This window comes from Streptomyces niveiscabiei, assembly GCF_033794345.1.
Classification (GTDB): domain Bacteria; phylum Actinomycetota; class Actinomycetes; order Streptomycetales; family Streptomycetaceae; genus Streptomyces; species Streptomyces niveiscabiei.
In genome coordinates this window covers 78,976-92,626 of the sequence record NZ_JARAYJ010000018.1, presented here as the reverse complement: position 1 = coordinate 92,626, position 13,651 = coordinate 78,976, and the positions used below count along the sequence as shown (strand labels likewise).

Genomic DNA, 13,651 nt, shown 5'->3' with positions numbered 1-13,651 from the left:
GAAGGAGGTGAGGACGATGAAGCTGCTGGGGGTACGGCACCACGGACCGGGTTCGGCCCGCGCCGTGACCAGGGCGCTGGAGGAGGCACGGCCCCGGGCCGTGCTGATCGAGGGCCCGTCCGACGCGGACGCGCTGGTGCCGCTCATCGCCCACGCGCACATGCGCGCGCCGGTCGCCCTGCTCGCCCACGTCGTCGACGAACCCGGACGGTCCGCGTTCTGGCCGTTCGCCGAGTTCTCCCCGGAGTGGGCGGCCCTCACATGGGCGCTGGCACACGGCGCACAGGCCCGCTTCATCGACCTGCCGGCCGCCCACACCCTCGCCGCGCCCCCGGCGACCGCCCCCACCGCCCTGCGCGTCGACCCCCTGCGCGCCCTCGCCGAGGCCGCCGGCCACGACGACCCGGAGCGCTGGTGGGAGGACGTCATCGAACACCGGGGCACAGGCGACCCGTTCGCCGCCGTCGAGGAGGCCATGGGCGCGGTCCGCGAGGCGTACGACGACCAGGAGGACCCGCGGGACGCCGTACGCGAAGCCCAGATGCGGCTCCACGCGCGGGCGGCGGTGAAGGAGTTCGGCGAGGACGGCGTGGCCGTCGTGTGCGGCGCCTGGCACGTGCCCGCGCTGCGCCGCCGTACGACCGTCGCCGCCGACCGCGCGCTCCTGAAGGGACTGCCGAAGGCCAGGGCTGAACTGACGTGGGTGCCGTGGACGTACCGCAGGCTCGCGCGGGCGGGCGGGTACGGCGCGGGCATCGAGTCGCCGGGCTGGTACGGGCACCTGTTCGGCGCGCCGGACCGGCCGGTCGAACGGTGGATGACGAAGGTCGCGCGGCTGCTCCGGGAGGAGGACCGGATCGTCTCCCCGGCGCACGTCATCGAGGCCGTACGGCTCGCCGAGACGCTCGCGGCACTGCGGGGCAGGCCCCTGGCGGGGCTCGGGGAGGCGACCGACGCGGCGCGCGCGGTGCTGTGCGACGGGTCGGACGTACCGCTCGCGCTCGTGTGGGACCGGCTCGTCGTCGGGGACGTCATGGGGGAGGTCCCCGACGAGGCGCCCGCCGTGCCCCTGCGCCGCGACCTGGAGCGCGAGCAGCGCCGGCTGCGGCTGCGCCCCGAGGCGGCCGGGCGGGAGGTCGACCTGGACCTGCGGGGCGACACCGACACCGCGCGCAGCCGCCTGCTGCACCGGCTGCGCCTGCTCGGCGTCGACTGGGGCACACCGCTGGAGGCGCGCGGCGCCACGGGGACCTTCCGGGAGACCTGGCGGCTGCGCTGGGAACCCGAACTGGCCGTACGGGTCGCCGAGGCGGGCGGCTGGGGGACGACGGTCCAGGCCGCCGCGACCGCGAAGGCCCAGGCCGACGCCGTCGCAGCGCGCGCCCTCGCCGAGGTCACCGCCCTCGCCGAGCACTGCCTCCTGGCGGGCCTCACCGACGCCCTCCCGGAGGTGATGCGGGCCCTCGCCGACCGCGCGGCCCTCGACACCGACGTCGGCCACCTCGCCCAGGCCCTCCCCGCGCTCGTCCGCGCCCTGCGCTACGGCGACGTCCGGGGCACCGACACCGGCGCGCTCGCCGAGGTCGCCGCAGGTCTCGCCCTGCGGATCTGCGTCGGCCTGCCCGCCGCCTGCACCGGCCTCGACACCGACGCGGCCGGCGAGATACGCGCGCATGTGGACGCCGTCCACGGGGCCGTGGCGCTGCTCGTAGAAGGCACAGAAGGCACAGAAGGCGCCGAGAGCACAGGAGGCACAGGGGACGACCTGGGCGCGCGCTGGCGCGGTGTCCTGCGCACCCTCGCCGGACGGGACTCCGTCGCGGCGGTGATCCGCGGGCGCGCGGCGAGGCTCCTGCTGGACGGCGGGGACGCCGGGCCGGAGGAGGCCGCCCGGTGGATGGGGCTCGCCCTGTCCCCGGGGACCGCGCCCAGGGAGGCCGCCGACTGGGTCGAGGGGTTCGTCGGCGGCGGAGCGGGCGGCGGACTGCTGCTCGTCCACGACGAACGGCTCCTCGCGATCGTCGACACCTGGCTCACCGGCGTGTCCGAGGAGGCGTTCGTGGACGTGCTGCCGCTGCTGCGGCGGACGTTCGCGGCCTTCGACGCGGGCGTGCGCCGGACGCTGGGCGAGGTCGTTCGGCGGGGGACCGCGGCCGGGGCGGCGACGGGGACCACCGGGTTCGCCGAGGAACTCGACGCGGTCCGGGCCGAGGCGGTCGTACCGGTGGTGCGGCTCCTGCTCGGGATGCGTGAGGGCGCAGGTTAGCGGGGGTTGGCCGGGGTTCGCCGGGGTTTTCAGGGATTGAGAAATTGGTGAGCGGATGAGTGAACCGATGGGGGAGGCTGAAGCGATCGATGAGTGAGGGGCCGGAGAACCAGGCAACTGCCCGACTCATAAAACGAATTGACGAATCATCAGACGAATGGAATGCCGCCGGGAGGCCCCGGTGGCGGCGACCGAGGGGGAGGTGAAGACGGTGACGGACACGAGCGGACTCCCGGGGGACGGCGAGGCGCGCGAGCGGTTGCGGAGATGGCGGCTGGTGCTCGGGGGAGCACAGGCGGAGGGGACCGGATGCGAACTGCACGGGCGGGACGCGGGGATGGACGCGGCGCTGGGAGCCCTGTACGGGAAGGAGGGGGAGCGGCAGGGGAGGGGAGCGGGGCTCGGGGCGTCCGCGCCGTCGGTGGCCCGCTGGCTGGGGGACGTACGGACGTACTTTCCCTCACCGGTCGTCCAGGTCATGCAGCGGGACGCCGTCGAGCGCCTCGGGCTCGCGTCCCTGCTGCTGGAGCCGGAGATGCTGGAGGCCGTCGAGGCCGATGTGCATCTCGTCGGCACCCTGCTCTCGCTGGACCGGGCACTCCCGGAGACCACCAGGGAGACGGCCAGAGCCGTCGTCCGCAAGGTCGTCCGGGACCTGGAGAAGCGGCTCGCCGGGCGGACCCGGGCCGCGCTCGCCGGAGCACTCGACCGCAGCGCGCGGACGGGGCGGCCACGCCCGCGCGACATCGACTGGAACCGCACCATCGCCGCCAACCTCAGGCACTACCTCCCGGACCACGGGACGGTCGTACCGGAGCGGCTCGTCGGATACGGGCGGGCGGCACAGTCACTCGACAAGGGGGTAATGCTATGCGTGGATCAATCGGGTTCGATGGCGTCGTCGCTGGTGTACGCGGCGGTGTTCGGGTCGGTGCTGGCGTCTCTGACGACGATCAGCACGCGACTCGTCGTGTTCGACACGTCGGTCGTTGATCTGACCGACCAGCTCGACGACCCGGTGGACGTCCTGTTCGGGACGCACCTGGGCGGCGGGACCGACATCAACCGCGCGCTCGCGTACTGCCAGGCGCGCATCGAGCGGCCCGCCGCCACCGTCGTCGTACTGATCAGTGATCTCTTCGAGGGAGGGATCAAGGGCGAGATGCTCAAGCGCGTCGCCGCGATGAAGGCGGCGGGTGTCGAGTTCGTCGCCCTCCTCTCCCTCTCCGACGAAGGGGCTCCGGCCTACGACCGGGAACACGCCGCCGCGCTGGCGGCCCTGGGCGTACCCGCCTTCGCCTGCACCCCGGAGCTGTTCCCCGAGGTGATGGCCGCGGCGCTGGAGAGGAGACCGCTGCCCGTGCCGGCAGCGGGCTGAGGGGCCGGGGGCGAGGGGGCGCCGGGCGGGACGGGGGGCCGGCTCCCCTCGTACCCGTCCCTCCCCCTCGCCCCTCCGCGCCCGCCTGCGGGACCTGCGGAGACGGCACGCGGTGCCAGGGAGGGGGCCGTCGGGCGGCATCATGTGACAGGTATCACCGCCTGGGTGTGACCCGCGATTTAGAGGGGGTCGCATGGCAGGGATAACCTGCGAGACGGACATGCCGCGCGCTCGGACACCGTGTGCGCCCTGCTTGTGACACATGCGGTCGTCACGTTGCCCTTCGCGGCACGCCCACGCATCCAACGAACCGCGAGATCACTGATAGGGACGGAAGCGCGTGGACCTGTTCGAGTACCAGGCGAGGGACCTCTTCGCCAAGCACGATGTACCGGTGCTGGCCGGTGAAGTCATCGACACGCCTGAGGCGGCCCGCGCAGCCACCGAGCGGCTCGGTGGCAAGTCCGTCGTCAAGGCCCAGGTGAAGGTCGGTGGCCGCGGCAAGGCCGGCGGCGTGAAGCTGGCGGCCACGGCCGACGAGGCGGTCGAGCACGCGACCAACATCCTCGGCATGGACATCAAGGGCCACACGGTCCACAAGGTGATGATCGCGGAGACCGCGCCGGAGATCGTGGAGGAGTACTACGTCTCCTTCCTCCTCGACCGCGCGAACCGCACCTTCCTCTCCATCGCGTCCGTCGAGGGCGGCATGGAGATCGAGGAGGTCGCCGAGACGCGTCCCGAGGCCGTCGCCAAGACGCCGATCGACGCCATCGAGGGCGTGACCCCCGAGAAGGCCCGCGAGATCGTCGAGGCCGCGAAGTTCCCGGCCGAGGTCGCGGACAAGGTCGCCGACGTCCTCGTCAAGCTGTGGGACACCTTCATCAAGGAGGACGCCCTCCTCGTCGAGGTGAACCCGCTGGCGAAGGTCGCCTCCGGTGACGTCATCGCGCTGGACGGCAAGGTCTCCCTGGACGACAACGCCGAGTTCCGCCACCCCGACTTCGAGGAGCTCCACGACAAGGCCGCGGCGAACCCGCTCGAGGCCGCGGCGAAGGAGAAGGGCCTCAACTACGTCAAGCTGGAGGGCGAGGTCGGCATCATCGGCAACGGCGCGGGTCTCGTCATGAGCACCCTCGACGTCGTCGCCTACGCCGGCGAGAACCATGGCGGCGTCAAGCCCGCCAACTTCCTGGACATCGGCGGCGGCGCCTCCGCCCAGGTCATGGCCAACGGCCTGGAGATCATCCTGGGCGACCCGGACGTCAAGTCCGTGTTCGTGAACGTCTTCGGTGGCATCACCGCCTGTGACGAGGTCGCCAACGGCATCGTCCAGGCCCTGAAGCTCCTTGAGGACCGCGGCGAGAACGTCTCCAAGCCGCTCGTCGTCCGCCTCGACGGCAACAACGCCGAGCTGGGCCGCAAGATCCTCACCGACGCCGCCCACCCGCTGGTGCAGCGCGTCGACACCATGGACGGCGCGGCCGACAAGGCCGCCGAGCTGGCCGCCGCCAAGTAAGCACTCAGGACGAGGACACCGACACACCATGGCTATCTGGCTCAACAAGGACAGCAAGGTCATCGTCCAGGGCATGACCGGCGCCACCGGGCAGAAGCACACCAAGCTGATGCTGGCGGACGGCACCAACGTCGTGGGCGGCGTGAACCCGCGCAAGGCCGGTACGACCGTCGACTTCGACGGCACCGAGGTACCCGTGTTCGGCACGGTCGCCGAGGCGATCGAGAAGACGGGCGCCAACGTCACCGTCATCTTCGTGCCGGAGAAGTTCACGAAGGACGCCGTCGTCGAGGCCATCGACGCCGAGATCGAGCTGGCCGTCGTGATCACCGAGGGCATCGCCGTGCACGACTCCGCGTCGTTCTGGGCGTACGCCGGCAAGAAGGGCAACAAGACCCGGATCATCGGCCCGAACTGCCCCGGCATCATCACGCCCGGTCAGTCGAACGTCGGCATCATCCCCGGCGACATCACCAAGCCGGGCCGCATCGGGCTGGTCTCGAAGTCCGGCACGCTGACGTACCAGATGATGTACGAGCTGCGTGACATCGGCTTCTCGACCGCCGTCGGCATCGGTGGCGACCCGATCATCGGCACCACGCACATCGACGCGCTCGCCGCGTTCCAGGCCGACCCCGACACCGACCTCATCGTCATGATCGGTGAGATCGGTGGCGACGCCGAGGAGCGGGCCGCCGCGTACATCAAGGAGAACGTGACGAAGCCGGTCGTCGGCTACGTCGCGGGCTTCACCGCGCCCGAGGGCAAGACCATGGGCCACGCCGGCGCCATCGTCTCCGGCTCGTCCGGCACCGCCCAGGCGAAGAAGGAGGCCCTTGAGGCCGCGGGCGTCAAGGTCGGCAAGACGCCGACCGAGACGGCCAAGCTGGCCCGGGAGATCCTGGCCGGCTGACGCCGACCGGTTCCTTCCGATGGGCCCGCTCCCCGCACGGGGGCGGGCCCATCGGCGTACTCGGCGCACCCGCGGCGTCATCGGACGTCCGGTACGAGCCTTTCCGGGCCGTGGCTCGTCTCCTTGCGCAGCTTCGCCCGCAGCGACAGCTCCGCGTCCGACAGCGCGCCCGGCGCCTGCCTCGGCGGGACCCCGCTGACCGTCGCCCCCGGCGGGACCGGCGGTTCGTAGTGCGTGGGCGCCGTGTTCAGAGTCAGGGCCGTCGCGCCGATGATCGCCACCGTGAACGCGATGGCCGCGCGCGTCCAGAAACTCGCCCGGCGCTCGCCCGCCAGCCGTACCGTCCTCGGCCTCGGCGCCCGCAGGCGCTCCGCCGAGGCGGCCTCCGCCAGGCGCCGGTGGAGGGTGGCCGGGTCGGCGAGCTCGGGCAGGCGGGTGGCGAGGGCCTCGCGCGCGTACAGGACGCGGCCCGCCGCCGCCGGGGTGCTCGCCTCCGTCTCCGCCGCCGTCTCCGGCAGGTCGAGGCCGACACCGTCGTACAGGACGAGCGTGCGCCGGTAGGACGGGGGGAGCCTCAGGAGTACGTCGAGCAGGGCGCGGTCGGGGGCGGAGGCGGGCGGGGGTTCGGGGTGGCGGTAGCGGGGGCGCAGCCGGTGCCAGGGGGAGAGCGCGTACTCGTACGCCGTGGCGCGGATCCAGCCCGCGGGGTCGCGGTCCGTCGCGACCTCGGGCCAGCGCTGCCACGCCGACTGGAACGCGCGCTCCACCGATTCGCGGGCCAGCTCGCGGCGGCCGGTGAGGAGGTAGGCCTGGCGGACGAGGGCGGGGGCGCAGAAGGCGTACAGGGCGTCGAAGGCCTGGGCCGGGGTGAGGGGCGAGCGCTCGGGGGCGTCCTGGGCGCTCGGGTCCTGCTCGGGCCGTTCTGCCTGGAGAGACGCGGCTACCGCCGGTTGAGGTTGCGTCACTCCCTGAAATTCCGTCACTTCTTTTTCCAGCGAGGCCAGGAGCCTCGCGTACGCCTCCCGTTTGGTGCCGCGCGGTGTCGTACGCCCGGCCTCCCAGGCGCGCACCGTCTCTCGGGTGACGCCGACCGTCGAGGCGACCTGAGCCTGCGTCAGCGCGTGGGCCTCGCGCAGGCGTCGGCGTTCCTTGGGAGGGGGGAGGGGAGCGGCTGGGCTCTGGGTCACCGGGCACCCCTTCGTACGAAAAAGTACATAAAAGTATTTTGGGTGACACGGCGAACGTTCGCCTGTTACGCCGGGAAAGCGCGTGTCGTTGGGAGCATGACGGGCGTGAACCCGATGACCGCCCGCCGCCCGCCGCTGTCGTCCCTCCCCGCGCGCGTGCGCGAACGCTCGCCCGCACTCGCCGCCGGCCTCCTCGGCGGCGTGCTCGCCGCAGGTCTCGGGCTCGGGTCGGTCGCGGTGCTCGTCATGGTCCTGTGGATCAGCTCCCCGTACCCCGACAGCGGGCCCGGCGGCGCGCTCCACGTCGCCGCCTCCCTGTGGCTCCTCGCGCACGGCGCGGAACTCGTCCGCGTCGACACACTTTCGGGTGTGCCCGCGCCCATGGGGGTGACGCCGCTGCTGCTCGTCCTGCTGCCGGTGTGGCTCGTACGGCGCGCCGCGCGCGACGCGGACGGGGGCGGCGCGGGGTGGGCGGGCGTCGTCGCCGGGTACCTCCTCGTCGCGGCGGGAGCCGCCTGGTACGCGGCCGGGGGTGCGCTGCGGCCCTCCTGGGGGTGGACCGGAGTGTGCGTGCCGGTGGTCGTCGCCGTCGCGGCTGCGGCGGGGGCCTGGAGCGGGTCCGGGGGGTTCGGCGCGGGGGCGGTCGGGCCGGGTTCGGTCGGTGCGGGGGTGGTCGGCTCGGGGTGGTTCGGCTCAGGGGCGATCGGCTCGGGGTGGTTCGGTTCCGGGCGGTCGGGTTCTGGGGGTTCGGGTTCCGGGCGGTCGGGTTTCGGGGGGTTTCCGCCGGGGAACGGCGCCGGTTCCGCCGGGCTGTTCCGGAGGTTCGGCGGCGGGGAGCCGGGGGCCTCGGCGCCGGGCGCCGAACAGTCCGACGGTGCGGAGCGGGACGTCCGGGAGTGGTGCGGCGTCGCCCTCCGCGCCGGGCTCGCCGGTGCCGGAGTACTCCTCGGCGGCGGTGCGCTGCTGGTCGCCGTCTCCACCGTCCTGCACGGGGGCGCCGCGCGCGGGTCGTTCCTCCACCTGACGGAGGGCTGGTCCGGGCGGTTCGCCGTCCTGCTCCTGTGCGTCGCCCTCGTCCCCAACGCGGCCGTCTGGGGCGCCTCCTACGCCCTCGGCCCCGGCTTCGCCCTCGGCGCCGGGCACCCCGTCACGCCCCTCGGCTCCGACCCCGCCGCCCTTCTGCCGCCCTTCCCGCTCCTCGCCGCTGTCCCCGACGCGGGCAGCGGCGGACCGTCGACCTGGGCCGCCGCCGGCGTCGCCCTCGCGGGCGCGCTGACCGTCGGGTGCTTCCTCGCGCGCGCGGGCGCCGCGTGGTCCTGGGGGCGGACCGCCGGGGGCGCCGTCGCGGCGGCCGTCGTGCTCGCCGTGGTCATGGCCGTCGCGGCAGGGGTCGCCGGGGGCTCGCTCGGGGTGGGCGCGCTGTCCCGGTTCGGGCCCGTGTGGTGGCAGGTCGGGGGCGCCGCCCTCGTCTGGGGGGTGGGGATCGGGGTGCCCGTGGCCCTCGGGGTACGGGGGTGGTCCTGCCGGGAACGGGGCGCTGGAACCGTGCGGTGGTGGGGGGTTCGGAAGGCGTCGGACGGCGGGGAGAGCGGACGGAACGCGGAAGGTCCGGAGAACGGGCGGGAGTGGGAGCTGCTGGTCGACGGGGCGGCTTGGGAAGCGGGGGTGCCGGAGAGCCGCCAGGAGAAGGGGGCGGAGGCGGCCGGTCGGGAGGGGAGCGGCCGACGGTGGTGGCAGCGGGGGCGCACGCCGGAGCCCGAGGCGTCGGAGAGCGGCAGCGAGCCGGGAGCGTCCGAGGACGGGTACGAAGGGGAGGGGGCGCGGCGGCGTCGTACGTGGTTCCCGTCGCCGGCCGGGCTGTTCCGTACGGCGAAGAAGGCGCCCGGCCTGTCCGAGGCCGCCGTTCCCCGCGCCGACGATCCCGTCTACGCGTCCCTTCTCGAAGACACCTCGCACGACGCCGGCGCCTCCGGCACCCTCTTCGAGCCGTACGACTTCCTCGCGACGCCCCCCGATCCCGCCTGGCACGACGACTCGGCTCGTGAGGCTCGGTGGGCGGCGTTGCGGGAGGCTTCGAGGCCGTGGGAGGAGGCGGAGGCGGGGCCGGAGACGGAAGCGCCGGGGGAGAAAAGGGAGCGGTGAGGGACCGGATGCGGCGGGCGGAAAATTTTTTCGCGGAGATGTGAACCGGTCGGCGGGGTCGGAACGATGAGGGGGTAGAGGGGCCGGGCGGAGCGGCCGGACAAGGAGGAGGTGAGGCCCACGACCCTCAGTCGGTAGTACCCAGCAATTCCCGTAGCTGCTTGGGAAGGAGGTCGTCGCAGGACTGTTGGGCCTCGTTGGTGAGGGCGTCGGCCCGGCAGGTGTAGTAGTCCCGGTAGACGAGCTGAGCGGCGAAGCCGGCGCCGACGAGAGCGAGGGCCAGGGACGCGGTGACGAGCCCGGTGATCGCGGCGGTCGTCTGGGGCCGACCGCCGGAGGAGCCGAGGGAGTTGCCGGGGGCGGCCGGGTTGGCGGGGCCGTTCGCGGCGGGGCTGTCGGAGCCGTTCTGGCGGGGGCGGGCTCTGAGAGCACTGATCGCCCAGTAGAGGGAGAGCGCACCGAGAAGGAGGGCGACATAGGCCCAGCCGAACAGGACGAAGAAGAAAGCCCACATACCGCCGAGCAAGGAGTACCGCGCGCGGCGCTGAGCCGGATCGGTCGGGTCCCACCGAGGACCGGGAGCCTGGTTGCCCCCCTGTCCCTCGGGCCCCGCACCGGGCCGATCCCCGAACCCGCCCTGCGACCGCCCCGGCTGACGGTCGCTCCACCGGCCCCACGGCGAACCCCCCTCGCCGTCGCCGCCTTCGCCCCGCGAGGGCTCCCGGGGCCGCCAGGGCTGGTCCGGAGCACCCTCGGGCGGCGGAGCGAAGGGATTCCCACCCCGCCCGTCCCGACCGCCCTGCCCCTCACGCCCCTCCTGAACGCCCCGGCCCTCCTGACCCCCCTCGGCTCCGGAGGGACCCCGCCCCTCCGAACCCTGATCCTTGTCAACTCCAGAGAGTGCCTGAGCCTCAGCCCCCTGGCCCTCCGAACCCCGAGCCCCTTGGCCGTCAGGCCCCTCACCCGGCCCCGGGGTCTGCGGCCCGGGGGCCTGGGGAGCCCGGCTCTCGTCGGTGCCCTGGGGGACCCGGCCCGTGTCGGAGGGGAGGTGGCCCTCGCGCAGGAGGGGGGAGTGGGTGGAGGGTCGCAGACTGCGGTCCGGCATCAAGTGAGCGTCTTCCCTAGGTGAGTCGGAGGTCAGTCGGACGGGCAGGGCGGTCCGGTGGACTCCCTGTTCGGGCCGGCCGGCGAGGAGGGGGGCCGCCCCCACCTCCCCTGTGCCGATCGGTCTGAAATGAGCTGTCACTCCGGAAACGTGCCACACCACCGCCGCGTTCCCGAGTCCGCTCCCCGCAGACGCTACCTCCCGGCCCCGCCCCCGTCCCGTGGGGGCCGCCGGGTGTGCCGGTATCGTTGCTGACGGTCGGCCGCTTCGTAGACTTCCCCGTATCCGGGGGCGCGAAGCATTCGTACGACCGCACAAAGACCGACCGTGAGAAAGGTCCCCGAACGTGGCCGACCCGGCCCCCGCCCCCAAACGCCTGGTCGTCCTGGTCTCCGGCTCCGGTACGAACCTCCAGGCCCTGCTGGACCACATCGCCGGAACCGGAGCGCGGGAGTACGGCGCCGAGGTCGTGGCGGTCGGCGCGGACCGCGCCGGGATCGAGGGCCTCGCCAGGGCCGAGCGCGCGGGGATCCCGACGTTCGTCGTCAGCGTGAAGGACCACGAGACGCGGGACGGGTGGGACGCCGCGCTCGCCGGGGCCGTCGCCGCGTACGAACCGGACCTGGTGGTCTCGGCGGGGTTCATGAAGATCGTCGGCAAGGAGTTCCTGGCCCTGTTCGGCGGCCGGTTCGTGAACACGCACCCCGCGCTGCTGCCGAGTTTCCCCGGCGCCCACGGAGTGCGGGACGCGCTCGCGTACGGGGCGAAGGTCACCGGCTGCACCGTCCACTTCGTCGACGACGGCGTCGACACCGGCCCGATCATCGCCCAGGGCGTGGTCGAGGTCCGGGACGAGGACGACGAGAGCACGTTGCACGAGCGCATCAAGGAAGTCGAGCGAAGGCTGCTCGTCGAGGTCGTGGGGCGGATCGCCCGCAACGGCCACCGCATTGAGGGACGAAAGGTAGTTATCCCGTGACCGCCGAGAACGTGACCGCTGCGAACCAGCGTCCGATCCGCCGCGCGCTCGTCAGCGTGTACGACAAGACCGGCCTGGAGGAGCTGGCCCAGGGCCTGCACGCGGCCGGCGTCCAGCTCGTCTCCACCGGCTCCACCGCCGCGCGCATCGCAGGCGCCGGCGTCCCCGTCACGAAGGTCGAGGAGCTGACCGGGTTCCCCGAGTGCCTCGACGGGCGGGTCAAGACCCTCCACCCCAAGGTGCACGCCGGGATCCTCGCGGACCTGCGGCTGGAGAGCCACCGCGAGCAGCTCGCCGAGCTCGGGGTCGAGCCGTTCGACCTGGTGGTCGTCAACCTGTACCCGTTCCGGGAGACGGTGGCGTCCGGGGCGAGCGCGGACGAGTGCGTGGAGCAGATCGACATCGGCGGGCCGTCCATGGTGCGCGCCGCCGCGAAGAACCACCCGTCGGTGGCCGTGGTGACGAGCCCGGCGCGGTACGCGGACGTCCTCAAGGCCGTCACGGACGGCGGGTTCGACCTGGCCACGCGCAAGCGGCTCGCGGCGGAGGCGTTCCAGCACACCGCCGCGTACGACGTGGCCGTCGCGTCATGGTTCGCGTCCGACTACGCCCCCGCCGACGAGTCGCAGTTCCCCGACTTCCTGGGGGCGACCTGGGCCCGCGAGAACACGCTGCGCTACGGGGAGAACCCGCACCAGCCGGCCGCGCTGTACGTCGACGGCAGCGGGACCGGGCTCGCGGTCGCCGAGCAGTTGCACGGCAAGGAGATGTCGTACAACAACTACACGGACACGGACGCCGCGCACCGGGCCGCGTACGACCACGACGAGCCGGCCGTCGCGATCATCAAGCACGCGAACCCGTGTGGGATCGCGGTGGGTTCGGACGTCGCGGAGGCGCACCGCAAGGCGCACGCGTGTGACCCGCTGTCGGCGTTCGGTGGGGTCATCGCCGTGAACCGGCCGGTGTCCAAGGAGATGGCCGAGCAGGTCGCGGAGATCTTCACGGAGGTCATCGTGGCGCCGGACTACGAGGAGGGCGCGCTCGAAGCGCTCGCCAAGAAGAAGAACATCCGGGTGCTGAAGGCTCCGCAGGGGCCGTCCGCGCCGGTCGAGCTGAAGCCCATCGGGGGCGGGGCGCTGCTCCAGGTCGCCGACCGGCTCCAGGCCGACGGCGACGATCCGGCGAACTGGACGCTGGCGACGGGTGAGGCCCTCTCCGCCGAGGAGCTGGCCGAGCTGGCGTTCGCGTGGAAGGCGTGCCGGGCGGTCAAGTCCAACGCGATCCTGCTGGCGAAGGACGGGGCGTCCGTCGGGGTCGGCATGGGGCAGGTCAACCGGGTCGACTCGGCGAAGCTGGCCGTCGAGCGGGCCGGGGCCGAGCGGGCGCGGGGTTCGTACGCCGCGTCCGACGCGTTCTTCCCCTTCCCCGACGGCCTGGAGATCCTCACCGCGGCCGGCGTCAAGGCGGTCGTCCAGCCCGGCGGTTCGGTCCGCGACGAACTCGTCGTCGAGGCGGCGCAGAAGGCGGGCGTGACGATGTACTTCACGGGGACGCGGCACTTCTTCCACTGAGCCGCACGGGAACGCCGGTCCGAGGCTGCGGGTGGGTCCCTGATACCTGTCAGGTACCCAGGACCCGCCCCAGCCCGGAGACTGGCAGGCGTCACACCGAGTCCGAGGGAAGGAACCCGGAATGCGTCGCCTCGTTCTGTCGAAAGCGCTGGTCAGCGCGGCAGCAGTGGTCGGTCTCACCGCCGGAGGGCTCGCGACGGCGGCCCCGAGCTTCGCGGCACCGGCCGCGCAGGAGCGGGCGGCGGTGGCCGAGTCGGCCTCCACGCACGCCGTCGTCAACCTCGGCCTGACCCGTGCGCAGGCCAGAAACGTCCAGCGCTGGCTGGCCGAGTTCTGGGAGTACGACGACGCCATCGACGGTCTGCTCGGCCCCAAGAGCTGGAAGGCGTACCAGCGCTGCCTCCAGAACTGGGGCTACGAGGGCCCGATCGACGGAATCGTCGGCGACGGCACGATCAGGGCCTTGCAGACCCAGCTGAAGGAGACGTCGGGTTACACCGGCCCGATCGACGGGTACGCCGGCCCGCTGACCCGCGCGGCGTTCGCCCGGTTCGCCGACGCGCACGCGTAGGGCGGGCGCCGGCGAGT

General features: G+C 73.2%; 10 protein-coding genes. 8 read left to right on the top strand and 2 right to left on the bottom strand.

What is annotated here, in order from left to right:
* Positions 1-16 precede the first annotated feature (16 nt).
* The 4 genes from PV682_RS24355 to sucD all read left to right on the top strand — a co-directional run bounded on the left by PV682_RS24355 (position 17) and on the right by sucD (position 6,076).
* Positions 17-2,266 (top strand): DUF5682 family protein, encoded by a 2,250-nt coding sequence (locus PV682_RS24355; protein WP_319733279.1) that lies wholly within the window; start codon positions 17-19, stop codon positions 2,264-2,266.
* A 157-nt stretch (positions 2,267-2,423) separates the two neighbouring features.
* Positions 2,424-3,644, top strand: a complete 1,221-nt coding sequence (locus tag PV682_RS24350) for a VWA domain-containing protein (protein WP_407705731.1) — start codon at positions 2,424-2,426, stop codon at positions 3,642-3,644.
* A 340-nt stretch (positions 3,645-3,984) separates the two neighbouring features.
* Complete coding sequence (gene sucC / locus PV682_RS24345) at positions 3,985-5,163, top strand: ADP-forming succinate--CoA ligase subunit beta (protein ID WP_319733277.1); 1,179 nt, start codon at positions 3,985-3,987, stop codon at positions 5,161-5,163.
* 28 nt (positions 5,164-5,191) lie between these two features.
* Positions 5,192-6,076, top strand: a complete 885-nt coding sequence (sucD, locus tag PV682_RS24340) for a succinate--CoA ligase subunit alpha (protein ID WP_055724966.1) — start codon at positions 5,192-5,194, stop codon at positions 6,074-6,076.
* Positions 6,077-6,153: 77 nt separating this feature from the next.
* Here sucD and PV682_RS24335 read toward each other — a convergent pair whose 3' ends face one another.
* Positions 6,154-7,263: a helix-turn-helix domain-containing protein gene (locus PV682_RS24335; RefSeq protein ID WP_319733274.1), complete on the bottom strand. Its 1,110-nt coding sequence runs from the start codon at positions 7,261-7,263 to the stop codon at positions 6,154-6,156.
* Between the two features lie 96 nt (positions 7,264-7,359).
* On the opposite strand from PV682_RS24335, the gene PV682_RS24330 reads away from it, so the two are divergent.
* Positions 7,360-9,405 (top strand): cell division protein PerM, encoded by a 2,046-nt coding sequence (locus tag PV682_RS24330; protein ID WP_319733272.1) that lies wholly within the window; start codon positions 7,360-7,362, stop codon positions 9,403-9,405.
* A 127-nt stretch (positions 9,406-9,532) separates the two neighbouring features.
* Here PV682_RS24330 and PV682_RS24325 read toward each other — a convergent pair whose 3' ends face one another.
* A complete protein-coding gene (locus PV682_RS24325; protein ID WP_407705730.1) occupies positions 9,533-10,510 on the bottom strand; it encodes a hypothetical protein in 978 nt (325 codons plus the stop codon).
* Between the two features lie 346 nt (positions 10,511-10,856).
* Between PV682_RS24325 and purN the strand changes: the two genes are divergently transcribed.
* The 3 genes from purN to PV682_RS24310 all read left to right on the top strand — a co-directional run bounded on the left by purN (position 10,857) and on the right by PV682_RS24310 (position 13,634).
* A complete protein-coding gene (gene purN, locus PV682_RS24320; protein WP_055725292.1) occupies positions 10,857-11,489 on the top strand; it encodes a phosphoribosylglycinamide formyltransferase in 633 nt (210 codons plus the stop codon).
* 11 nt (positions 11,490-11,500) lie between these two features.
* Positions 11,501-13,063, top strand: a complete 1,563-nt coding sequence (gene purH / locus PV682_RS24315; protein ID WP_407705735.1) for a bifunctional phosphoribosylaminoimidazolecarboxamide formyltransferase/IMP cyclohydrolase — start codon at positions 11,501-11,503, stop codon at positions 13,061-13,063.
* A gap of 121 nt (positions 13,064-13,184) precedes the next feature.
* The gene (locus tag PV682_RS24310) at positions 13,185-13,634 is read left to right on the top strand and encodes a peptidoglycan-binding domain-containing protein (RefSeq protein WP_319733268.1); all 450 of its coding nucleotides are present in this window, start codon (positions 13,185-13,187) and stop codon (positions 13,632-13,634) included.
* Positions 13,635-13,651 lie beyond the last annotated feature (17 nt).

Coding starts and splice junctions, on each gene's coding strand:
- PV682_RS24330 (WP_319733272.1), top strand. CDS start 7,360: ATGACGGGCGTGAACCCGATGACCGCCCGCCGCCCGCCGCTGTCGTCC.
- sucD (WP_055724966.1), top strand. CDS start 5,192: ATGGCTATCTGGCTCAACAAGGACAGCAAGGTCATCGTCCAGGGCATG.
- PV682_RS24355 (WP_319733279.1), top strand. CDS start 17: ATGAAGCTGCTGGGGGTACGGCACCACGGACCGGGTTCGGCCCGCGCC.
- PV682_RS24325 (WP_407705730.1), bottom strand. CDS start 10,510: ATGCCGGACCGCAGTCTGCGACCCTCCACCCACTCCCCCCTCCTGCGC.
- PV682_RS24350 (WP_407705731.1), top strand. CDS start 2,424: ATGGAATGCCGCCGGGAGGCCCCGGTGGCGGCGACCGAGGGGGAGGTG.
- PV682_RS24310 (WP_319733268.1), top strand. CDS start 13,185: ATGCGTCGCCTCGTTCTGTCGAAAGCGCTGGTCAGCGCGGCAGCAGTG.